Consider the following 23,879-nt stretch of genomic DNA (forward strand, 5'->3'; position numbering starts at 1 on the left):
CTAATGGTCATACATATCCGCATAAGCCCCCGATCCCCTGAACATGTTTGGATAAACCCTATTCAGCCACAAAAACTTAATTCGCCCCCCGGAATTCTTGATTTTTAAGAAGGGTCTTTATGATACCGAAAGGATGGGTGCTATCCATTAATGGACAAAAAAAGGCCAGCATTTCTTGAATGCTGACTCTAGGTTTTTATGAAAATCCTCTGAATGAGGGTACTTCTTTAAAGCATTTTATTGATACTTTTCATAAAGCCTGTCGTAACGGCGGATAATTTTCCCTGAGCTTCCTTCATCGAGCTTCCTTGAACACCGAAATAAAATTTTATTTTAGGTTCTGTTCCGGAAGGGCGTAAACATACCCATGTCCCATCTTCAAGAAAGTATTTTAATACGTTCGACTTTGGGAGTTTGATGTCCTCTTCCCTATTTGTCCCATACATGTATTTTTTACTGCTGAGATAATCCTCTTGAATCACGACTTGATGACCAGAGATTTGATTTGGTGGATTACTCCGGAATTCATTGAGAATCGCTTGAATTTGCTTCGTACCTTCAATTCCTTTTAAAGTCAACGACCGTAAATCTTCCATATAGTATCCATATTTATCGAATACATCCAGTAAACCTTCGTACATCGTTTTACCTTGCTTTTTGTAATAGGCACAGACTTCCACTGCCAGAATAGTAGCCTGTATGGCATCCTTATCACGAGCAAAATCTTTGATCAAATATCCATAGCTTTCTTCATAGCCAAACAGGAAAGAATGTTCTCCACTTGTCTGGTATTCATTGATTTTTTCTGTAATGTATTTAAATCCAGTTAAAACATCTACAGTTTTTAAACCATTTTGCTCAGAAATCGCCCGTCCTATTTCTGAAGTCACGATGGTCTTTAATACGACTCCATTTTGAGGAAGGGTCCCTTTCTTTTGTTTTTGTGAAATTAAATAATCCAAAAAGAGAGCGCCAGTTTGGTTGCCTGTTAATACGACATAATTTCCAGCATTGTTCTTCACGCTAATTCCAAGCCTATCCGCATCCGGATCGGTGGCAATCAATAAATCAGCATTAACACGGTTCCCCAGCGCAATGGCCAATTCAAAAGCATCATGTTCCTCTGGATTAGGCACTTTAACAGTAGGAAAATGAGCATCAGGCAATTCCTGTTCCTTAACAATATGGACATTTCGATATCCTAAATCATGCAAAGCACGTTTTACTGATTTATTGGCTGTACCATGAAGTGGTGTAAACACGAGCTTTACATCGATTTCATCTGCTAACTTTGAATCTTCCGGAACAGTGAGCAAATGCTCGTTATAAGCAGTATCCAGCTCCTCGCCAATGATTTGAATGAGCCCTCTGTCCTTTAGGGCTTCTTCTTCCTCCACTACAATGGAAAGCTCACTTTCAATCGCGTTCACGTATTTAATGACTTGATCCGCCGCCTCAGGAAGTAGTTGTGCCCCATCTGGACCATACACTTTATACCCATTATATTCAGGCGGATTATGGCTTGCTGTAATGACGATCCCTGCAAATGCACTCAGCTTACGTACAGAAAAAGAGAGCTGTGGGGTAGGGCGTAATTCATCAAATACATAAGCTTTAATTCCCTTTGTGGCCAAAGTCTTGGCTGCTTCCAATGCAAATTCGGGAGATTTATGTCTTGAATCGTAAGCAATTACGACTCCTCTGGATTTTGCCTCATTCCCAAACGATTGAATATATTCAGCAAGTCCTAAAGTCGCTTTACGAACAGTATAAATGTTCATCCTATTCGTACCTGGACCCATTTCCCCTCTCATACCACCTGTCCCGAATTCCAAATTTTTATAAAAGGCGTCTTCAAGTGATATTTCATCATCCTTCATTTCTTCAAGCATTAAACGCATTTCATTATTTAAATTGGGATAACTAGTCCAAATAGTATATAAAGACTTCCAGTCCATGAAAATACAGCTCCTCCTGCCTGTATGTTTTTGCTTTCTTTGGCATTTCTTTTTGATCGTAGTACACATTGCAAGCGATCAATTGAATATGAAGTCTAACCATCGTTCCTAGAGCATTAGCTCCCTTTTCTCGTTCTTCATCCCGTAACGGACGTGGTAGCATCGCCAAATGCGCTACCTCCAAAGTTGTTGGTTACACTCTAATCATTTTACCTACCAATAATTTGGAAGAGTGTCATTTATTCTTCTTTTCCTTCACGCACCGCTGTTTCCTAACTTGATTTATTTTTTCTTTTTACTCTTTTCCGTTTTCGTTTGCGTATTCGTTTTTGTTTTCGATTTCTTTTTCATTTCCTTTTTCTTTTCCGATTCCGCTTTGGTTTTCTTTTCCGATTCCGATTGCTTATACGTTTTCTTTTTCGTTGCCGTTTCTGTTTTCACTGTATTAACAAGAGAATATAGTCTTTGTTGCTCAATAATTTGTTTATTGACATCAAATTTTTCTTCAATGACTTTCCGTGCTCTTTCCGTATAGTCGGTCCAAATATCTGGATTTTCTATAAAGAATTGTATGCCTTTCGCTAACTCCATATCATTTTTTTCTGGAGCTAGGTATCCTGTTCTCTGATGTTCAATTAATTCCGGGATTCCTGCGTGTCGAGTGGAAACGACAGGTAAACCGCTAGCCATTGCTTCTTTTAAGGCATTAGGAATACCCTCGATATCACCATTTTTAGCTGTCTGACTTGCTAGACAGAAGATATGGGCTTTTTTCAATTCGTCCGAAACCTGTTTTGAATCCATAGCTCCTCTAAGAATCACAACATCTTTCAGGTTATATTCTGCTATGGTGGATTTAATTCGTTTCTCATCTTCACCTGCTCCAATAATATGCAGCCTAGCATTTGGATATTGTGAATAAATGCGTTTAAATGCTTTTATAAGAGTAACAAATCCTTTTTTGTCTACAAGTCTACCTACCGATAGAACTCTTATTTCGCCTACTCTAGGAAGAGTGCGGTTAGAATAGGGGAAAAGATCTAATTCGATACCACCATATAATATATGCATATTCTTAGCCGGAATTCCTAACCTTCTTAATCCTTCTGCAAGATATTGGCATACAGGGTAATAGTGTGCACCATGTTTATTTAATGCTGAATATCGCTTAGCATTTTTTTTGAAAATTTCCGGTCTGTCCGAACCATCTCGTCCTCTAATGCTAACAATCAAAGGAATATTATATTTTTCACATAATGGCAAAATCTCTTGTCCGTGTGATCCATGATGAGCATGAATGGCTATGATATCTTGTTCTTCGAAGAACTTTTTTAGATCTTTAATTTTGTTTATATTATAGTAGTTTTCAAAGGGGAATTCTGTACGGTCGGTATTGTCGAATGGGCCGATTACGATTGTGCGATAGTTAGTTATTTTTACGATTTGATTATATATAAAACGTTGGTGTGTTTTAATGTTTTCACTTACAAAATAAGCAATGGTTTTCATTCCACCCCAGTCCCTTTAATAAGAAATTTTCTCTTTTCGCGTTCTGCTAAAACTAAAAGTTCATGATATTTGCCTGATTTTTTTAATTTTCCTCGTTCTGTAATTTGTTTCACTTGTTTGTGAAATTCTTGAGGGAACATAGAATCGGCTTTATAAATGTCTTTAAATGGCAGGTCTTCAGAACAAACTTTAAAGTAGTTTTCAAACAGAGGATTTAATTTGAATAGAGGCTTTTTTGTTGAATTTCGTTTAATGGATGTCATGAGAAAATCTGACAAATTATACTCATTAAGAACTTCCAATGGAGTTTTCATATTTTCAGGATTCAAATTACTTTCTCCTTTTAATAACTTACAAAAATTTTAATTTATATTTTCACTTGCATTATTCGTCCATATACCCATTCTTTGGTTTTGGGTTTTTACATATTATACTTTAAATTTATTGATCAGTGCTGCCTAATATGCACATTGAAGTTTGACAACACCTATTTTTCACATACACCCATGACAAGTAAAATTTCCTCAAGGCTGGACTTCAAAAGAGATTCCTACTTTTATTTTTTATCGATTAATATCCCATTTGGTAAAACTCACTGTTTCTGTTTCTTTTCCTTATTTATTGTACTTTTTGTACCAATTTACAAAATGAGCTAAACCTTCTTCTATTGTTGTTGAAGGATGGAACCCCACATCAGCATGTAAATCGGCAATATCTGCATATGTCTCCTTAACATCCCCCGGTTGCATTGGTAAGAATTCTACTTTTGCCTTTTTGCCAATTAGTTTTTCTAATGTGTTAATGAAATCCATTAATTTTATAGGTTTATTGTTACCGATATTATAAATTTTGTATGGGGCATAGCTTGAACTTGAATCAGGGTTAGCTCTGTCCCATCCAATAGTATGAATCGGTGGTTTATCAAGTAACCGGACTATTCCTTCAACAATATCATCAATATAAGTGAAGTCTCTTCTCATATCTCCATTATTAAAAACCTTTATTGTATTCTCTTCGATAATATTTTTAGTAAAAGAATAATAAGCCATATCAGGTCTCCCCCATGGGCCATACACCGTAAAGAAACGGAGTCCTGTGGTTGGAATATTATATAAATGACTATACGTATGAGCCATTAATTCATTAGACTTTTTAGTGGCAGCGTATAAACTTACTGGATGATCCACTGGGTCTTTGGTTGAGAAGGGGATATTAGTATTTGCTCCATATACAGAACTAGAGGATGCATAAATTAAGTGCTTTACGTTATTGTGTCGACAAACCTCCAAGATATTGACAAAACCAACAAGGTTGGAATTAACATAAGAATCCGGATTTTCTATGCTATAACGTACTCCAGCCTGGGCTGCTAAGTTAATCACTATATCAATGGTTCTGTCTTTGAATAATTGATTTAATTTTTCTTTGTTTGACAAATCCATTTTGTGGAATTCAAAATCAGGGTTTTCTTCTAATATCTTCAGTCGATTGTTTTTTAAAATAACATCATAATAATCATTAATATTGTCTACTCCAATAACCTTGTTATCTAGGGCTAACAAACGTTTTGTTAAATGGAAACCAATGAATCCTGCTGCCCCTGTTACTAAAATGTTCATAGCATTAATTCCAACCCTTTCTATTACATTAGGATTCTGACACCTTTTTCGGAACACTGACTACATTATTTATACAGTGATACTTTCGATTCTTTACACCAACAGAACAGAATTCATGACGGATAAAAAGAGGAAATAAACTCAAAATTCTCATTGGAGAGAGACTTACGTTTTATTCGTAAACCACCAATTCATGCTATCTTTTTGGCTTTAAGCCTCATGAGGTTATTCACTCTTATACCCGCTGTGAACTAGCACTTAATACTAAAACCATCTTGGAAACCGGTGAATGCGAAATCATCATCGGTTTTTTAAATGCTCGGTTACTGTTAGATAACTATGACTATACAAGGGTATTTTCATTTTCATCTAATGGGATTGGTGTTTTTGTCCATTCAGCATACGTACCGGGATCTAACGCCTTCACTTGTTCTAAAAAAGCATCTAAAAAATTTCTTTCTCGCAGGTCTTTAAATAACTCGAGAGGTCTTTTTTGTTCTCGTGAAAAAGAGTACACATGGTCGACTAATTTAAAACCATTCTTGGTTACAATAATATGTCGTAATGGGGCATCAATTTGTTTGAAACCTGATTTTTCCATTGTTTTTAATATAAAGAGTAACCGTTTTGTGATGTCCACAGAAAGTACAGATTGTTTTTTAAGAAACGTATTTAAATCTGGTCCTAATAGATATTCCATTAAAATATAATTGGGTCCTGATTCAAAAACTTTCGGTATAAAGGGCAAGTCTTGACTTGATAAAAGAACCATTTTTTCCTGATTTGCATGTTCAGTTTTTCCGTAAAGTTTAACGCATGTCTCTTCAGACACTCGATAAACAGCACCTTGATGTCCTTTTCCAATGAGGGTTTGTGTTATGGCGCTATCCACTTTCACTCCATTACCTGAACCTCCTGAGTGGACTGGAATATTTCTAAAGTCCAAACTATTTTGATTGAAATAACCCTCCCACTCATTGAAGGTATCCGGTTCAAGCTTTTTCACTTGATCTAGGAACGAGTCCTTTAAAAGGATTATTTTCAAATCTCTTAATAATTTTAATGGAACAGGGTGTATCCTTTTAAAGGAATTCACATGGTCAATCACCTTAAGTTCCTCATTACCGACGACAAAAATATGGCGTAGGGGGGCATCTATCATGGTGAACTTTGCTTGTTTTAATTCCTTTAATATATAGAGAAGTTTCTTTACAATAGAATCAGGGATATAGGTACAATTTCTCAGATATTCTTTTAAGGTCGGGGCATTAAAATATTCCATGACTATATAGTTTGGTCCTGTATCATATACCAAAGGCATAAAGGGTAGATGTTTTCCAGCTGCAAGAGCTTCTTCCTCCATTTTTGCTTGTACTGGGTCTGAATAGATTTTTACACATTTATCTTTTGAAAGTTGAAAAACTGCACCTTGAGCACCCATTCCAATCAGCGAATAGGTAGTTGGATTGTTAATTTCCAAAGATTTTTCACCTTTGGTAACAGTAATGGTTTTAAAGTCCTCCATGATCTCCTCCTAACTGCTCATCTATTGCCTGCTGTTGAAACTGTTGAAACTGCTGAATTTTATTAAGAGCTTTTTTTACTTTTTCGGCTTTTTGACTTTTTTTTTCTTTTTTATGAGATTCCATTGTTTCATCATTACCTTTAGCCTTCTGTTGAATTTTAGCTTTTTTGTCTTTTTTATTAGATGCTACAAGTTCATCTTTGACCTTAGACTTAGTCTGCTCTTGAAGCTGTGGAAGTTCTTGAAGCTCTTGAAGCTGTTGAAACTGTTGGGGCTGTTGGAGCTGCTGAAGCTGCTGAAGCTGCTGAAGCTGCTGAAGCTGTTGGAGCTGTTGGAGCTGTTGGAGCTGTTGGAGCTGTTGGAGCTGTTGGAGCTGTTGGAGCTGTTGGAGCTGCTGAAGCTGCTGAAGCTGTGGAAGCTGTTGGAGCTGTTGGAGCTGCTGAAGCTGTGGAAGCTGCTGGAACTGTTGAAGTTTCTGGAACTGTTGAAGTTTCTGGAACTGCTGAAGCTGTGGAAGCTTTTCAAACTCTTCAAACTCTTCAAGCTCTTGAAGATGCTGAAGCTGCTGCATATAAATAAGGGCTTTTCTGGCTATTTCGGCTTTTTTTCTAGGCGCTATCTTTTCGCCATCAACCTTTCCTTGCAGTTGAGGCTGTGGAGTCTCCTTAAGGACTTTTTTATCTATTTGGCGCGGTGTTACTAAATATCGTTTACCTACTTTATAAGGGGCTACAAGTTCATCATAAAATTCAGCTTGTTGTTGAAGTTGTTGGGCGAGGTTAAAGTTTTGTTCCACTTTTTGACGAGCCGCTACTGTATATGTTTCCCATATCTCTCTGTTCGTCAGCATAAATTCAAGAGCATCTGCCAGTTCATCCACATTTTTTTCTTGTACTAAAACCCCTTCTTTGTTATTTGTTATTAATTCAGGGATACCGGCATGATTGGTCGAAATCACTGGTACTCCAATCGCCATAGCTTCTTTTAATGTATTAGGTATACCTTCTACATCTCCATCGGCAGCTTCTAAGCTCGCGGCGCAAAATATATCTGCATTGGTCATTTGTTCTCGTACTTGATCTTTAGGGAGATGGTTTAATAAACGAAAAGAGTCTCCTAAATTAAGTTGATTTGCCAATGAAATGAGATATTCTTCAAGCTCCCCTCTTCCGATAATCGTCAAGGTTGCATTTGGAAATTTACCTCTGATTTTTTGGAAAGCTTGCATTAAGATGTGATGTCCTTTTTTTTCCACTAACCTACCGATGGATAGAATGTTTTGAGAATCCCCTTTATGTGGTGCCCGGTATTTGAATTCGTTAAGGTCAACGCCCCCATATAACACTCTAATTTTTTCTGAAGGACAACCCCAAGCAATTAACCTATCTGCTAAATACTGACAAACTGGGAAAAAACGCTCCCCTCGATCAAATAGCATTTTCATGTTATCTAGATAGCCAATGGGCTGATTGGCCAGGGTTGCATCCCGGCCTCTAATACTTGTTACCAACGGAATGTTTGTTTCCTCTTTAAAAGGAAGTAATAACATCCCTAATTGGCCATGATGAGCATGTAATAGGGAGATATTATTTCTTTTTACATATTCTTTTGGTGAGAAAACTTCATTGAGATAATGAACCTTCTCATTTAAAAGGGAAAGATCTATCATATACTTAGGTTGTCGTACCATATGAATATAATCATAATCAGGAACTTCTCGAATCTGTGAGATATATTGGGTCGGATCAACTCTTAAATTCAAATGCATAACTGTGTGCAAATAAATGATCTCCTTTCATGCATAGTAAGCAAATTTCCTGGACCTTTTCAAGTATATTATGCAGGACTCCCTAGGTACGCATGGACTAATAACATACAGTAAAGCTAAATCGCAGAGAGTATGCGTTTGTCTAATACAAAGGGGATTTAAGTAGGTGCCATGACACAAGATCATTTACAAACAATGATAATAAAAAAACATGTATAGTTGATGTTAATTAAGGTTTTAATCGTCGATGTTGATTTTTCTTCTTTTTAAGAAATATAAAAAAGCACCCAAGATACGATCAAAGGTGCTGCATTGCCAGTTTGAACCTAATATACGTTTTCAAAAAATCATGTCTGAGTTAAAGAAGTGTTAGAAAAATTTTTTCGCTTTATGTCATTCCAATAACAATTGCTGGTCTTCCTATTGGGTAATATTCAATTTTCTTGCACGCTCTGATTCGATCTTCTTCAAGACAATTTCTACCATCAAAAACGATTGGCCGTCTCATTGTTGTCATCAATGTTTTCAAATCTAAAAGTCTAAACTCTTTCCATTCGGTAACAATGAATACAGCATCCGCATTCACTGCCGCTTCGCGGACTGTGCTGGCAAACCTGATTGTATCCCCTAATATGATCTTCGCATTATCCACTGCAACCGGATCATAAGCTACCACTTCTGCTCCAAGTTTGGTTAATGAACGCGCAATTTTGATTGATGGAGCTTCCCTCATGTCGTCTGTCTCTGGCTTGAAAGCGAGACCAAGCATTGCAACTTTTTTCCCTTTTAAATCTCCTAAGCGATTTATCGCTTTGGTTACAAGAAGCTCCTGCTGAAAATCATTGATCGCTACTGTTTCTTTTAACAGGGAAAAATGTACTCCATTTAAATTGGCAGTATGAAGCAACGCTTTAACATCCTTTGGAAAACAAGATCCTCCATAACCAATGCCGGGCTGTAAAAAAGCTTCTCCGATCCTTTTATCTTTTCCCATTCCCTGTGCTACATCTTTAACATCTGCACCCACTACTCCGCATAAATTGGCAACTTCATTGATAAAGCTAATCTTGGTCGCCAAAAAGGCATTAGAGGCGTACTTAATCATTTCCGCACTTCGAATGCTTGTTAGTATAAATGGTACATTTAACGGACGATACATTTCTTGCACTTTCTTAGCAGCCTCATCATTTTCAGAACCGATTATGATTCGATCTGCTTGCATCGTATCCATGACGGCTGACCCTTGTCTTAAAAATTCAGGATTTGAAACCATATTAAAGCTGACACTTTCGTTACAATGTTCTTCAATGATGCTTTTAATAAAATCATTGGTACCAACAGGCACAGTACTCTTTATAACGACTACTGAACTTTGTACCAGGTTCGCAGCAATATCCTTCGCGGCCTGCTCAATATAAGATAAATCTGCTCCCCCATCCTCCATTTGCGGTGTTCCTACGGCAATGATGATAATCTCGGCACCATTTAGCGCTTCTCGATGAGATGTAGTAAATAGCAGTCTACCCGCTGCAGCATTTTGAGCAAGCAAATTCTCCAGACCCGGTTCATATATTGGGGAAATCCCTTGACGTAAACTTTTAATTTTCTGTTCATCTGTATCGATACAAATGACATTATGACCTATTTCTGACAAACAAACACCAGTGGACAGACCGACATAACCTGTACCCAAAACAGCTATTTTCATATTATTCAAGCTCTCTCTTTATAATTTGGAGGTTTTCTTTCTTATTTACATCCCTTAAATAGGAAAGTACCTCGTCTCTTATATCATCCCTGCGCAAAGCAAAGTCTATTGTTGCCTTAATGAATCCAACTTTATCACCAATATCATATCGGTTTCCCTCAAAGTTATATGCTAATACGGCCTGCTGCTTATTTAGCTCATTTATGGCATCAGTAAGTTGTAATTCATTACCATGTCCAACAGGAAGCTTTGATAATGTTTCAAAAATCTCGGGTCTAAAAACATAACGCCCCATTATCGCATATCTGGAAGGAGCCTCTTCCCTTTTCGGTTTTTCCACCAAAGAATCAATATGGAAAAGGTTTGGCTCAATCATTGTCCCTTTTGGCTTAATAATTCCATATTTACTGACATCCTTTTCTGGAACATTCTGAACAGCTACGACGGAACTGTTGCAATACTCAAAAACATTGATGATTTGTTTCAGACAGGGTGTATTAGACATAACGATGTCATCCCCTAACAAAACCGCAAAAGGTTCATTTCCAATGAAGCTTTTAGCACAGAGAATTGCATGTCCTAACCCCATTGGCTCCTTTTGGCGGACATAATAGATATTTGCCAAGCTGGATATTTTCTGAACTTCCTCTAAAATATCGAGCTGATTTTTTCTTAAAAGTGCATCTTCCAACTCATAGGATTTATCAAAATGATCCTCTATTGATCTTTTTCCTCTACCGATTATGATAATTATTTCCTCTATGCCCGAAGCTACTGCTTCTTCAACAATATATTGAATCGTTGGTTTATCAACAATCGGCAGCATTTCCTTAGCCTGAGCTTTTGTAGCAGGTAAAAATCGGGTCCCTAGACCTGCGGCCGGAATAATGGCCTTTCGGATTTTCATAAGCTGCCTCCCTTTTGTCATTCATTAATCCTTTATATGCAATAGGACAACTTACGGTCTAGTTAGTAGCCCAATTCGTCCATTTTTATTTAACAGGGGCCAGTAGGATATATATGGAAGAATTCCAATCTGGCTGTGGCCGGGCCCCGCATCCTGTCGGTTAGTGCCCTTTAAAACCTGCATTACACTTTTTATGTAATGGAGGTTGAAATGATCGATATACGGTTTGGATTAACTACTGTAGAGCTTTTTTTTTCCGGTACAGTAGCCTAACCGATTTCCCTTTCTCTTTCTTTGAAAAACTCCATCGCAGGATCAGTTTTTTGTTTAATTTTAAAGGCTCTTTTCGTAAAGGTTGTTGTTTTTAAACGAAACTATCTAAGGTTGATTGGAGCGGAAGTGCGAGACTCCTGCGGGAGTGGCGGGACAGGTGAAGGGGAAATCAACCACACCTCACTACTTGGTAAATAGCAACAAAGTATGTGAAAACAGCCATTTTAAAATATATGACGGACTGTATTCATGATTTTGAGGTGGGAATTTTCAAATGAAAGGGGAGGTTTTTTTAACCCCATCCATTTTTAATAAGAATTCGATCTATGTTGAATGGATATAGTTAAGGAATTTCACTCCTAAAGCAATAACACTTATCATCCTTTTAGAGGCTAATGCAACACTTTTACTTTCTCGGTACGTGAAGAGCAAAACTTAGCATATTGGATACAATTCTAATGAGTCATTTCGCTCCATTTGCAACCTTCGTCTAGTTTTGACGTATGGCAACTACTGTGCACCGGAATCCGATGGAAATGAACTTTTTTTCAAATAAAGAAGAAGAGGCTCTAACAGCCTCTTCTTCTTTATTGAGTTTCATCTTCATTTTTATTACCACTACTGCTATTTGCTATAAACATCGCAATTTGCGCTTTTTTTTCTACATCTAAATCAAGGGTATCGATTATGCTAAAAGGTGATTTTAATAAGGGGGGGTGTGGTTGTGCAATCTTCGTTATTTCTTGCAAGATTTTATCTGAAGTTTGATCTTGTTGTTTTATTAACTGATTCTGAAGTTGAATCTGAAGTTCCTTCTGTTGTTCTTCTTGGTGTTGGAGTTGGTCTTGAATTTTTTCTAGTGGTTGTGAACGCTTCGATATTTCGTGTAAGACTTTATCTAAATGCTCATCTTGTTGTTTAGATAATTTATTCTGGAGTTGAACCTGAAGATCCTTCTGTTTTTGTTCTTGGAGTTGGAGTTGGTCTTGAATTTTTTCCAGTGGTTGTGAAATCTTCGTTATTTCTTGTAAGATTTTATTTAAAGTATCATTTTGTTGTTTAATTAATTGATTCTGAAGTTGAACCTGAAGATCCTTCTGTTTTTGTTCTTGGAGTTGGAGTTGGCCTTGAATATTTTCTAATATATGGTTATATTTTTTCCTATTGTCTTCCTTGTGATTATCTGTTTGATCATTTTTACCCATTAGGTTCCCACCCTTTTCACTATTTATTGGTTATGGAGGCACATTTGAATTACATATTGTGAGTTGGAAAAATCGTCTTCCCAATTGAAATTACTTTCACCTTTTATGTTTCTAGTAAATAACTTTTGTTGCAGAATCAGTATATGGACAATCGGAGATAGGCTATTTCACCATTTCTTAGTATTGTCGACATGATTGTGTTGCCGTTGCCGATCATAATAATAGCAATGTACTTATAATTTATTGTATCGGGACAACAACTGATCCATCGTAATCATTCCGGTCTGATACTTCAAGAGTAATGGAAGCCCAAAGAATGGAACTGTATAAGCAGTCTTAGTCGAAATGGTTGGTGTCAAATTTAGGGATGTTTGAAAATGAATCACCTCTTTTTAGTTTAGGAAACCATACATGTGGTTTCCGATTTTCTTATTTGCATAGACAGATCTTTCATAGATAAACAACCATCACTTTCTTTCTATAGTTATTCAACAAGCCTTTGAATGACTGAGCGTTTGTCATGTGTAGACGTTAAACTTATACCATCTCCCAAAAAAAATTCAAAAAAACCACTTTAATAAGGAAAAATCGTTATCTGGTTGTAAAAATGATTTTACGAATATTGTAATTTGTCCTTATAACTGCCGAACATGCACTTTTGCGAACGGGAGAAATAATGCTTTTCCGCCCATTTCGCAAAATTTTAGAGTCTGGGATAATTCCAAACTAAAAAGCCGAACTCCTTTACGTTAAGGGTTCGACTTTCCTCTTTTAAGTTTCCCTGCTTGTACGACATAATTGGATTTGTAGGAAATCATCATGGATTTTTTGCGATATTGGCCCACTTAACATCTTTTAAGCACCACTTTCGCATATTCTCATTTATATCGCATTGAAGTCGATATTTTTTTGCCATTCTTCATACGATTCAGGATCGATTTTCTTTGCTTGTTTCAGGAAAGTATCCAATAACCCCAATTTCTTTAAATCACGAAACATCTTTGGATTATATGGATCATTCATTGTGAGGCCATCTGAATGATCGATTGCTTTCAGCACATTTCCCTTTGTTACAACAAAATGTCCGATTGAGGTCTTGATTCTAATAAATCCAACTCTCTTCAGTTCCTTTCGAATCATTATGATTTGTTCTGTAATCGATTCGGGAATATCTTGCTTCCCTTTCAAATAATCTTTTAGATTGGGACCTTTTAAATACTCCATAATTACATAGTTTGGACCGACTTCATATAACCTTGGAACAATATGGGTATCCTTCGCTGCTTCAAGCGCTTTCCCCTCTTTAGTTGCTGCATTGGGATTGACATAGATTTTTACGCAAATATCTTCATCAAGCTGAAAAACTGCACCTTGACTTCCTGCCCCAATTAGTTTTAATGTGGTTGGATTATGAATAAGAAGTTCCTTTTTACCGTTCTTTTCTATTCTTTCAACCCTTATTAATTTAAAATCAATCATCGAACCTACCACCACTTTTCTGCTTATTAATAATCATAATATCTATACTATGAAATCATTGAATATTTGCTTTAGGGTAATAACACTTTTTCACAAAATTAAGTCATCCCTTCTTTTCTGAGTTCTTAAGGACGAGATATTAGCAATTGATGCATAATTCTCTTAAGGAAAGCTTTTCCCAGCATTTCTTCAGTGTCTTATGCTCATACACATAAAATTAAGAACTTTACAAAAAACAAACAAATATATGTACTTGTCCGTTTCGAATCTTTTCCATTTTGCATTTACTATAAAAGTAGATTAACCAAAAAAGATCAGAAAGGAGACTTGAGATGGGATACATTGAAGATTTACGTGCTCTCGTTGGAACTAGAACTTTGATACTTACTGGGGTCACCGTTTTGGTTATCGATCAGAACAGCCGTTTTCTAATGGTACAATCCGAAAAAATGTGGAAATTGCCAGGCGGCTTCATCGAATTAGGAGAATCTGCGGAAGAGGCATGCAGACGTGAAATTTTGGAGGAAACAGGAATTAACATCGGTAACCTTCAATTAATTGGCGTTTTTTCAGGGAAGGACTATTTTACGAAGCTGCCTAATGGTGATCAATACTTTTCAGTCAACATTGCTTACGTTACCGAAGAAATACTCAGCGGAGATTTAAAGGCTGATGATATAGAAATACAAAAAGTACAATTTTTTAAATGGTCCGCTTTTCCGAAAGATCTATCTGAACGAGATCGACAAATATTTCAAAGTTTTATCGAAAATTTGATTTTAGAGAGAAGAAAGGGATTGAAATAGTGAAGACAATCGCTTTTTACATTAGAGAACCTATAAAAATCAATCAAGGATTTATGTACAATCAGATCATTATGCTGGATCAATATCTCCCTATTGTTATAGGCCCATACCCAAATTGCGACAATGTTCAATATCAGTTTGAACACTATTATAATTTGAACGAAATTCAAAACCTTGGAGCCTTCTTTAAGGAGCAAAATGTCGTTGCGATTCACGCTCATCAAGGGAAACATTCCATCGATATATTACCAGCAGCTATTGAGTATGATATTCCTTTGGTTGTTCATTTTCGAGGACGTGATTCTTCCACTCAAACATATAAGAGGTTTCGCAAAAATGTCCTCCGATATCAAAATTTAGTAAAACATGGAGCTGCTTGTTTTTCAGTCTGCCATTTTCTTGCAGATGAATTGAAAAAATTAGGATTTAAAGAAGATAAAATACATGTACTATATGGGGGGCTGGATTTAGATTTATACCCATTTGTCCAACGTTCCCTACCTAATGAAGGAGAAATCCGAATCTTGTCCGTAGCCAGACTTGTCGAGAAAAAGGGGTTCCTTACACTTTTGAAGGCTTTTCAACGGATTCATCAGGAATACCCAAGAACGACACTGCACATCATTGGGACAGGTAAAGATGAAGAGAAGTTAAGAATTTTCATTGATGAAAATCAATTAAACGAGCGCGTTTTTCTTAGAGGACCAATGGATTCAAACCAAATTTCTAACGAATTAAGAGATTCCCACCTCTTTTGCCTTGCCAGTGAAACAGGCGAAGATGGTGATGTAGAAGGGATTCCAAATGCATTAAAAGAAGCTATGGCAAGTGGTTTACCAGTCATCTCCACCTTTCACGGTGGGATTCCGGAATTGATTGAGCATAAAAAAACAGGTTACCTTGTTCCTGAGAAAGATGATTTAAAATTGGCTCAAGGTCTAAAATATTTCCTGAGTCATCCAAGAGTATGGAAGAGATATACCAGAAGTGCAAGACAGATAATTGATGAAAATTTCGATTTGAATAAACAAATCATCGAACAACAAAGGCTATACAGCTTAATAGAAAAAAACAACGAAATTAATTAACTATGAGTCAGTCCAAAATAACCTGTTGAGCTCGTAAAATCATTAATTTGTGGAAAGGTACATGTCATTCTTTTTAGCGATGGTAAAAAGTTTGTAATTAAATGAATGGCACTGAAAATAAAAGAACCAATAATAGTAGTAATTGAGTATGTGTGCAATAAATTAGCAATGTTCCTTCCTTTTGTCCCCGTCGGACTAATTTATACCCATGACGAAATCATGAAAATACTCCTAAATTACATTCCAAAAATACAAATTTAGTTCAGATCCACTATTCGTGTTTATTTATCGAGAAAAGTATTTTACTAGAACTTAGTGAAGGCACCAATTTTGTCCATATGATTGATCCCAGAATTCGGGTGATATCGTAGTATGCAAAAATGAGTTCTCAGGTACTATGCTAAATGAAGGGTTTTAACATCATTTGTATTCCTTCCCAAAGGAAGAAAGTGAAGTGCTGTACAAATTTCTTTTTAGAAAAGAAAAGTCATTTACCGAAACTTAAAACGAATTTCATCAATCAATACAGAAGCAATAATGTTAATAAAAAAGATAAGGTGAAAATGAAAAAGAGCTAGACAAATATTTTTAAAGGAGACAAAGTGATATGACAAAATATCCAGTTAAATATGTACAAACATTAAGGGGCGGAACCGCACATGTCATTCTTTTCAGCGATGGTAAAGAATATGTCGTGAAGTGGTTCGATACTAAGAAAGACAGAGAAAAGGAAGTGGTCAATGAATACCTGATCGGAAAGTTGGCAGAGCTCCTTTCACTTCCCGTTATCCCATTTGATCTTGTATATATACCGGAAGATTTCATCAAGAAGACGCCTGAATTACAATCCACTAAACACAACTATAGTTCTGGATACCAATATGGCTGTGTATTTATTAGAAACAGTACCGTTTTCGAGAATGTTAGAGAAAATCCTCCCACAAAGACGGATGTTAAAAACCGGGATATGCTTGCCGGTATAACGGTATTCGACCAATGGGTGAATAACTCTGATCGAGGTACGATGAATGTCATTTTGGAAAATCTCAGCGATGGCGGATATTATGTCCATATGATTGATCATGGCAGAGTTTTTCCAGGACGCTACCAATGGTCTGCTCAAACATTAAGTGAAACACCGGTATATAACTACCATTGGCCTTTTTATAAGTGGGCCTTCTCTCTTCTCGATGATCACAAAGAGCTTACATCGTTTATAGAAAAAATTGTGAAATTGCCGAACAAATCGATCTATCAAGTAATCGAATCCATCCCTAAAGAGTGGAATGTGAAAACGAAGGATAGAGATGCTCTCTACAAGTTTCTTTTAGAACAGAAAAATAAATTGCCTGAAATCGTTGAACGTATCATCCAGCATCATAGCAATCCCAAATAACGCTGGTTTTTTCCATAGAAAAAAGTAACTCTTATTTGCTTTAAAGGAGTTACTTTTTTTATTTATAAATTTTTCCATTCTATATAGGATTCGGGATCCATTTCTCTTAACTCTTCCAAGAAAATTGGTAATAGACCTAACTTTTTTAGGCCTTTGAATATCAACTCTGGTTTGTTTCGAATCCGTGTAAAGGAGCTATAATGATCTATTACTTTTAACTCTTCTTCCTTAGTTACAATAATGTGGCGCAAATCGGCATCCAATCTGGTAAACTTTAATCGCTTCATTTCTTTTAAAACAAAAAGAATTTGCCTCATCAATTTTTCGGATAGGATCCCCCCAGATTCTAAATATTGAAATAAAGTTGGCCCTTCAAGATATTCCATAATAATATAGTTATGCCCCACCTCATAAAGCCGTGGAATAGCGGGAGACTCCTGTGCAATTTTTAATACATTTCCCTCTTTAGCTGCAAATTCTGGTTTTGCACAAATTTTCACACATTTATCTGAAGAAATTTTAAAAACAGCCCCTTGCGCCCCCTTTCCGATCAGTGGAAACGACGTCGGATTTTTTATCACATCCACTTTTTTAATTCCTTCAGTAACACAGATAGATTTAAAGTCTTCCACTTTCAATCACTCCTTAATATTCACTATCGTACTATTACTTTTTATCCTTTGTCTCTTTTTCTCTAAGATTCTTGGTGATGAATCCTCCGTCCCCTTGTCATTGTGCACATTCTGAAAGAAAACGGCTTTGATTATAGGGTTAAGAGAATAGCTTATATAAACCCTTCAATCATAAAAGAGGAATGATATACCTTTCACAAAAATGTGAACAAGCAAGCATCATTTTTACTCTTATTTGAACAGAAGGAAAAATTCACGTAAGGATTTTAGTGAAAATACACACATGAAAATCTATGCAAAGAGACTTGTTCATATTGTGAGCTTCCTATATTTTATGTAAAAGATTAAAGTTTGCTATAGTCAAGCGCCAGTTCATCCAGTAATTTTTACTTGTCGACGGAAATAAGTAACAGATACATATCAATGTTCATGGTATAATTAACATGGGAAAACGCTTACAGAATAATCCAAACATTTTGTTCTGAAAATTCATTCTTTTGGGAGTCGATGAAAGTTGACAGTGGATAATAAAACAAGTAAAGAACAAACGATTTTTAATCATATTGGAAATAAAATCAAAACGGAAGACAGAGAAATAAATGTAGTTGCTAGATTAGAAGAACCTCTAATTGTAGTTTTAGAAAATGTTTTGAGTGACGAAGAATGTGACGGACTTATTGAAATGTCAAAAGACAAAATGAATCGTTCCAAAATTGGAGTTACGCACGAAGTAAATGAGATAAGAACAAGCAGCAGTATGTTTTTTCAAGAAAATGAATATGACATCCTTACCAAAATTGAAAAAAGGATATCAACAATCATGAATATACCCGTTGAACATGGAGAGGGTATTCAAATTCTTAAATACACTCCTGGACAAGAGTATAAAGCTCATTTTGATTTTTTTACATCTTCAAGTATTGCCGCAAAAAATAATAGAATTAGCACAATCATCTTGTACTTAAATGATGTGGAACATGGAGGGGAAACTTTTTTTCCTAAATTGAATTTTTCAGTATCCCCGCGAAAGGGAATGGCTGTGTATTTCGAATATTTTTACAACGATAAAAACCTAAACGAACTAACTTTACACGGTGGGGCGCCCGTTATCACGGGGGAAAAATGGGTTGCAACACAATGGATGAGGAGACAGAGTAGCCGCTCATGATGTGTAAACGATAGACTTTAAAAGCCTCAAATTTAGGTGCCTAATGAACAAAGGCACCTATTCGTTCATTTAAAAATCCCCTATTTAAAATCGCCAAACAAAAAATAATGATCAATAGTCTAAATTGACACTGTTTCGTCCCATCAAACTATTTCCGACGTTTCAAATTACGCTTTTCCCCTAGGGTTTTCTTTAGGTTTGATGTAAAAATACCTTTGCATGCATTCACTATTCATTTACCTTTGTTGCTCTTTCTAAAATTATCGTAATCAGTCTTAATGTAATGAAATACCTTCGCGTTGCCATTATGGTCTGGATGAGTTATTTTTAGTAACCCTTTATATTCTGCCAATACTTCTTTATCGCTCGCCATTTTAGAAAGCCCTAATTTTTCACTATAATCATTGGATTGAATAGTGGAGTCAATCATGTAATTGTTTCTGATTTTTTCTTTTAATTTTATCAATTCATTACGTAATTCAATATTTTCTTTTAATAAATCCTTTGATTCATTTTGTAATTCACTTTTCTCATTCTTTAGAATGGCAACTTCCTTTTTGAACATATCCCTTTGCTGAATCAATATTCTTTTTGCTGTCTCATGAAGCTCTTCGATACCTTCTATATGCTTTTCTTGAGCTTGTATTTTTAATTTTAATCGGTGTATGATTTCGTCCTTATTTTGATTTATACTATCATTTATAGCAAGCTTTGAAGCTGTGTCATCACTTATGTATCCGGTGTTCCTCTTTCCGTTCCCGGCGTATTTAATCTTACCTTCGCCAAGCCAGCGCCTGACAGTCTGTACACTATTACTTTCTGTTACTCCTGCATCTTTTAACATTTCAAATGCTTGATCTGTGTCATCCATTATGTACCCGGTTTTCCTATTCCCGTTGCCTCCCTCATATTTAATCTTACCTTCACGAAGCCAGCGTCTAACAGTTTGTATACTACTGCTTTCTGTTACTCCTGCATCCTTTAGCAGGTCGAAAGCTTGATCTGTGTTCACATTGTTTCCCCTTTCCCCTTATTACGCAATGAATTGTTACTTCGAATGATATGATAGTACCTGTACCTGATTAAAAGGAAAAATTTTTACAAAGAAGAGCCTAATTTGTATGTCAATGTTTTAAATAATAGCATAGGCATATTCTAAACAAAGAACAAATAGATGAAGAATATATGACGAATATCACAGGGAGATAACGATAATGTATCAGAGTAAAATTGTGGAACCAGAAAACTACGTATTCATGATTTCATTGGTGGAGTTACGAGCTATATATACATTCAGATTGAATCTAGAATCCAGTGACAGTGAGAATGGACGCCTACTTAATCTATAAACGTGATGTTATCTTATATGCTTCCGTGGGGGATCTTTTGATGCCCTATGAAAAGAGATAAGAGTCATACTTAAAAATCCCGGTCTCTCAGTAATATTAATGAGAAATCGGGATTTATTTATTCACACATTACAGCTGCAACTATTCACCAAAGCAGCTGTTATTATTTAACCAATCATTTTTCACCCTCTGTATAAATTTGAAAGGTTACACCGAATTTGTCTGTTACAATCCCATAAGCAGGGCTGAAAAAAGCTTCCTGCAGAGGCATTTTCACTTCTCCACCTTGCGACAAAGTTTCAAAGATTCGTTTTGATTTTTCAATTTCGTTAATTGAAATGCAGATCGTGACTTGATCTCCAGATTGACTGGTTTGACCTGGAAACGTATCCGAAAACATGAAGTCCGTTTCCCCAACCTTTAACATTGCGTGTGCCAAAAGATCCTTTGCTTCTTCTGGCAGAGGAAATTCAGGATTTTCTGGCATTTCTCCAAAAGTTTGTTTAAAGAGGACTTTGGCATCCAATGCTTTTTCGTAAAATTGAATCGCTTCCTTCGCATTTCCATTCATCATTAAATATGGAGATAATCGCATGGTCATAATTAGATAACTCCTTTTGCTTTGAATTTTTTTACTAAGCTTGGAAATTTCCAGGCTTGCTTTGAACTGTCAATGGCAATAATCACTATACCATTATTACCCATGATTGAATTTTATAACATAGAACATGCGTTCGTCAATGGGAATTTACTGAAAACTATCAAATTTTATAAATGTTGAATTGAAAATTCCAAGGTTCTTGATGTATAGACAAAGTATGTCACGTTATGGCAGTTATGGGAAACTTCTTTTATTCGTGGTTTTTCAAATCATGAAGCACTTCAAATAATAATAGATGAAATGAAATAGGCATGACCCTAGTAGATTACCGGTATCATGCCTCAAGAATGCTTAAAAAAGTGTTGGAATTTTTGTCGCTTAATCTTATTAGCTTGCTATCCTATCCCAATCCTGTGTTTTTTTTAGTTTTGGTAATTTAGAGTCTATAGATAGGAAGCGGCTTCCATTCAATACTAGGTGAAGGGCAATAATCATAAGAACGAGATCCAGTTCATACCCTGAGCCTTCTCCATTCCCCATAAAACCTGCTGGGAATTTCACATAAACAATTGCACCAGCCATGATGAATACAAGGAGGGCAGAAATTATTCTTGTTCCAAGACCTATTATTAAAGCAATTCCTCCAACCAATTCAATCATACCGACTACATAGGCCATGAATCCCGGAATGCCTATACTTTGAAACCACCCTGAAGTGTTTTCCAATCCACCTTTAAATTTTGACAAACCATGCAAGAAAAAAGAAATTCCCAACATAACTCTTAATAAAAAGGTACCTATTTCTTGTTTATTCATGACACATCTCCTTTTTTTATTTTACACTACAAAGTGTAGTGTAAGGTGGTAAAAAAATCAAGTGAAAGTCATCAGACAATCACTATAGTCATTCCGATAAGGATAACCAAAACATAAATGGAAACAAAAATCGTGGTAGTTTCAGCCCTTAAAGGAATTGTTTTATGGGGATCAATTAATTGCTGAAGTCTATAGTTAACTGATTCATTCGAGAAATGAACAAGGACAGGAGAGGATTTATCTGTGCACCCATGTTTAATTAACTTCAATAAAGCGGCACTTATTCCTAATTCAGTCCCCATTTTATGAATCGCATTTTCGTCGGCTGATAATTCACTTATTATTTTGTAATTTTTATGACACCATTTTGTCAATGGGACAAACCATAACGCATTTGAAATCAACTGTAAAATAAAGATGACCAGTGGATCATATTTCTTTTGGTGAAAGGCCTCATGCTCCACTACCGCTTCTAGTTCATCAAAGTCCAGTAATCGAATTAAACCAGTACTGAACACAATGAAAGGCCGCCTGAAACCAAGCGTAAACGCAAGAGGCTGTTCAGCGTTCACAACTAAGATATCATTGTTGACCCGATTGAATGTTTCATTTACATTCCTTGTCATATCAACGTTTTTTGAAAGAAAAAGCTTTTGTTTAAACCTTCTGGATAAGAAATATTGCTCTGCAATTTTGAATAAGGTGCTCAATATACTATAGGATATTATTATACTGAGCAGTGTAACGACCACAAAGTAGTATACTGAATCTTCCTTGAATAAACTAAAACAAAATTTAAAGAAATTAGATTTAATATTCACGCCAAAAAAGATGTGTACTAAAAAAGCTCCCATTTGGCACCATACCACACAGGCAATTAAAAGACTCAGGCTTATCACAAAATAAGACTTTCTCTTCCACATTATAATTTATCCTTTTTTAACGATTGAATTTTTTGTTCCAATTTTTCAATTAAACCTTGGTCTGCGTCTTTCATGGCATCCAGCATATGGCTTATGACCGCTCCACCAAATTCATCCAGCAAGTTCTCAGTCAGTTTCTTTGACTGCTCTTCAAAAAACTCCTCTTTGGACTGCACCGGGCGAAATAATGAAAGCCTTCCTTCAGACCTCTTTTCAAGAATGCCTTTTTCGACTAAACGATTCATGACGGTCATTACTGTGTTGAAATTGATAGGTTTGTCAAGTTCCAATGATTGTTGAACCGCTTTAATGCTTTGTTCATCTTTATCCCATAAATATTCCATGATATTTGCTTCCAATGGACCAAAGAAACGATTCAGTCCAACTTCATCATATTTAAAATTTTTAATATTCATCCTTTTCCACCTCCCACTACAAATTGTAGTGGAAATCACTGTTACAATCAAGTTTCATCCGGAAGATTTGAACATTGATTTTCACTCCAGGTACTTGCTTTAACCTCAGTAGTCTCCTACCTTCCGTTCCAATCAAATGATACGTTTATAGATAAAAAAATGTAGGTAAACTGGCTTTTATTCGAGTTTGACTACAGTCTAAAACGAGCCTTTTACAGGCACGTTTTTATAATTAATAGTAATCCTTTGTCCTCCATTTCCTCAAATTTATAAATGCTTTATAAAAAAGGAAGTCAATTTTATCTAGGGCTTCATTATTTAGATAACCAGCTGAAAGGAACACAAAGTGCATTGGATATTATTATGACTATTAGCAGCAAAACCGGTAGCAGTCGAATAGCACTAAACAAGAAGCAATTTCAGAAGATTTTTTATAGCTAAGTACAAAACTTGCAGGAGGATCCTTCGAAAATTTGCAACTTCCATATTGAATTTGCAATCATAGGGGATTTTTCATCTTATACCAGTAAACCACTGAAAGATTTCATTTATGAGTGTAATAAAGGGAACAATGTTTTTTTTGTTCCATCAGAACAAGAAGCGATCGATAACTTGTCTAAAGCACTATAAACATTACCAGAAAATTTCTAAAAAAGACCTGGATCTTTATACTCGGTTTTCTTATTGAGCTAACTCAGCTATAGAAACAACTAAAAACCTTTGGCATTGCTTA

Annotated in this window: 23 protein-coding genes; 6 read left to right on the forward strand and 17 right to left on the reverse strand. The window is 35.9% G+C overall.

What is annotated here, in order from left to right:
- Positions 1–227: 227 nt before the first annotated feature.
- The 11 genes from AC0VX1_RS13245 to AC0VX1_RS13295 all read right to left on the reverse strand — a co-directional run bounded on the left by AC0VX1_RS13245 (position 228) and on the right by AC0VX1_RS13295 (position 13,951).
- Positions 228–1,958 carry a phospho-sugar mutase gene (locus AC0VX1_RS13245; RefSeq protein ID WP_475467448.1) on the reverse strand — a complete coding sequence of 577 codons (1,731 nt, stop codon included), beginning with the start codon at positions 1,956–1,958 and terminating at the stop codon, positions 228–230.
- Positions 1,924–2,127, reverse strand: a complete 204-nt coding sequence (locus tag AC0VX1_RS13250; protein WP_413009943.1) for a hypothetical protein — start codon at positions 2,125–2,127, stop codon at positions 1,924–1,926. The genes AC0VX1_RS13245 and AC0VX1_RS13250 overlap by 35 nt, the downstream gene beginning before the upstream one ends.
- Before the next feature lie 113 nt (positions 2,128–2,240).
- Entirely contained in the window at positions 2,241–3,467 is a 1,227-nt protein-coding gene (locus AC0VX1_RS13255; protein WP_475467450.1) for a glycosyltransferase, read from the reverse strand.
- Positions 3,464–3,796, reverse strand: coding sequence for a hypothetical protein (locus AC0VX1_RS13260; RefSeq protein ID WP_475467452.1), 333 nt, complete (start codon positions 3,794–3,796; stop codon positions 3,464–3,466). The genes AC0VX1_RS13255 and AC0VX1_RS13260 overlap by 4 nt, the downstream gene beginning before the upstream one ends.
- Before the next feature lie 285 nt (positions 3,797–4,081).
- Positions 4,082–5,086 (reverse strand): NAD-dependent epimerase, encoded by a 1,005-nt coding sequence (locus AC0VX1_RS13265; protein WP_063577735.1) that lies wholly within the window; start codon positions 5,084–5,086, stop codon positions 4,082–4,084.
- 343 nt (positions 5,087–5,429) lie between these two features.
- Positions 5,430–6,611, reverse strand: coding sequence for a hypothetical protein (locus tag AC0VX1_RS13270; RefSeq protein ID WP_475467454.1), 1,182 nt, complete (start codon positions 6,609–6,611; stop codon positions 5,430–5,432).
- The gene (locus AC0VX1_RS13275; protein ID WP_475467456.1) at positions 6,598–8,373 is read right to left on the reverse strand and encodes a glycosyltransferase; all 1,776 of its coding nucleotides are present in this window, start codon (positions 8,371–8,373) and stop codon (positions 6,598–6,600) included. Before AC0VX1_RS13275 ends, AC0VX1_RS13270 begins: the two co-directional genes overlap by 14 nt.
- A gap of 394 nt (positions 8,374–8,767) precedes the next feature.
- A complete protein-coding gene (locus tag AC0VX1_RS13280) occupies positions 8,768–10,087 on the reverse strand; it encodes a UDP-glucose dehydrogenase family protein (RefSeq protein ID WP_475467457.1) in 1,320 nt (439 codons plus the stop codon).
- A 1-nt stretch (position 10,088) separates the two neighbouring features.
- Entirely contained in the window at positions 10,089–10,994 is a 906-nt protein-coding gene (gene galU, locus AC0VX1_RS13285) for a UTP--glucose-1-phosphate uridylyltransferase GalU (RefSeq protein WP_054395745.1), read from the reverse strand.
- Positions 10,995–11,854: 860 nt separating this feature from the next.
- On the reverse strand, positions 11,855–12,472 hold the full coding sequence (locus AC0VX1_RS13290) for a hypothetical protein (RefSeq protein WP_475467459.1): 618 nt from the start codon (positions 12,470–12,472) through the stop codon (positions 11,855–11,857).
- 882 nt (positions 12,473–13,354) lie between these two features.
- Positions 13,355–13,951: a serine/threonine protein kinase gene (locus AC0VX1_RS13295; RefSeq protein WP_475467461.1), complete on the reverse strand. Its 597-nt coding sequence runs from the start codon at positions 13,949–13,951 to the stop codon at positions 13,355–13,357.
- Between the two features lie 332 nt (positions 13,952–14,283).
- Between AC0VX1_RS13295 and AC0VX1_RS13300 the strand changes: the two genes are divergently transcribed.
- From AC0VX1_RS13300 to AC0VX1_RS13310, 3 genes are all read left to right on the forward strand, one after another.
- On the forward strand, positions 14,284–14,757 hold the full coding sequence (locus tag AC0VX1_RS13300; protein ID WP_475467463.1) for an NUDIX hydrolase: 474 nt from the start codon (positions 14,284–14,286) through the stop codon (positions 14,755–14,757).
- The gene (locus AC0VX1_RS13305) at positions 14,757–15,845 is read left to right on the forward strand and encodes a glycosyltransferase (RefSeq protein ID WP_475467465.1); all 1,089 of its coding nucleotides are present in this window, start codon (positions 14,757–14,759) and stop codon (positions 15,843–15,845) included. Before AC0VX1_RS13300 ends, AC0VX1_RS13305 begins: the two co-directional genes overlap by 1 nt.
- Positions 15,846–16,452: 607 nt before the next feature.
- Positions 16,453–17,241 carry a HipA family kinase gene (locus AC0VX1_RS13310; RefSeq protein ID WP_098185951.1) on the forward strand — a complete coding sequence of 263 codons (789 nt, stop codon included), beginning with the start codon at positions 16,453–16,455 and terminating at the stop codon, positions 17,239–17,241.
- A 62-nt stretch (positions 17,242–17,303) separates the two neighbouring features.
- On the opposite strand, the gene AC0VX1_RS13315 is transcribed toward AC0VX1_RS13310, so the two are convergent.
- A complete protein-coding gene (locus AC0VX1_RS13315; protein ID WP_413023688.1) occupies positions 17,304–17,873 on the reverse strand; it encodes a kinase in 570 nt (189 codons plus the stop codon).
- Between the two features lie 514 nt (positions 17,874–18,387).
- On the opposite strand from AC0VX1_RS13315, the gene AC0VX1_RS13320 reads away from it, so the two are divergent.
- Positions 18,388–19,041 carry a 2OG-Fe(II) oxygenase gene (locus AC0VX1_RS13320; RefSeq protein WP_063576161.1) on the forward strand — a complete coding sequence of 218 codons (654 nt, stop codon included), beginning with the start codon at positions 18,388–18,390 and terminating at the stop codon, positions 19,039–19,041.
- A gap of 232 nt (positions 19,042–19,273) precedes the next feature.
- Here AC0VX1_RS13320 and AC0VX1_RS13325 read toward each other — a convergent pair whose 3' ends face one another.
- Positions 19,274–20,053, reverse strand: a complete 780-nt coding sequence (locus AC0VX1_RS13325; RefSeq protein ID WP_264641298.1) for a hypothetical protein — start codon at positions 20,051–20,053, stop codon at positions 19,274–19,276.
- 202 nt (positions 20,054–20,255) lie between these two features.
- On the opposite strand from AC0VX1_RS13325, the gene AC0VX1_RS13330 reads away from it, so the two are divergent.
- Positions 20,256–20,390, forward strand: a complete 135-nt coding sequence (locus tag AC0VX1_RS13330; protein WP_413023686.1) for a hypothetical protein — start codon at positions 20,256–20,258, stop codon at positions 20,388–20,390.
- A 175-nt stretch (positions 20,391–20,565) separates the two neighbouring features.
- Here the strand turns inward: AC0VX1_RS13330 and AC0VX1_RS13335 are convergent, their stop codons facing one another.
- The 4 genes from AC0VX1_RS13335 to AC0VX1_RS13350 all read right to left on the reverse strand — a co-directional run bounded on the left by AC0VX1_RS13335 (position 20,566) and on the right by AC0VX1_RS13350 (position 23,146).
- Positions 20,566–20,991 carry a VOC family protein gene (locus AC0VX1_RS13335; RefSeq protein ID WP_413009966.1) on the reverse strand — a complete coding sequence of 142 codons (426 nt, stop codon included), beginning with the start codon at positions 20,989–20,991 and terminating at the stop codon, positions 20,566–20,568.
- Between the two features lie 387 nt (positions 20,992–21,378).
- Positions 21,379–21,807: a DoxX family protein gene (locus AC0VX1_RS13340; protein WP_340862038.1), complete on the reverse strand. Its 429-nt coding sequence runs from the start codon at positions 21,805–21,807 to the stop codon at positions 21,379–21,381.
- A gap of 71 nt (positions 21,808–21,878) precedes the next feature.
- Entirely contained in the window at positions 21,879–22,730 is an 852-nt protein-coding gene (locus AC0VX1_RS13345) for a M56 family metallopeptidase (RefSeq protein ID WP_475467469.1), read from the reverse strand.
- Positions 22,730–23,146: a BlaI/MecI/CopY family transcriptional regulator gene (locus AC0VX1_RS13350; RefSeq protein WP_048680873.1), complete on the reverse strand. Its 417-nt coding sequence runs from the start codon at positions 23,144–23,146 to the stop codon at positions 22,730–22,732. The genes AC0VX1_RS13345 and AC0VX1_RS13350 overlap by 1 nt, the downstream gene beginning before the upstream one ends.
- 450 nt (positions 23,147–23,596) lie before the next feature.
- On the opposite strand from AC0VX1_RS13350, the gene AC0VX1_RS13355 reads away from it, so the two are divergent.
- Positions 23,597–23,776 (forward strand): DUF4180 domain-containing protein, encoded by a 180-nt coding sequence (locus tag AC0VX1_RS13355; protein ID WP_413009971.1) that lies wholly within the window; start codon positions 23,597–23,599, stop codon positions 23,774–23,776.
- The last annotated feature ends 103 nt before the right edge of the window (positions 23,777–23,879 follow it).

The organism is Peribacillus sp. QJM3NY_7, from assembly GCF_056173225.1.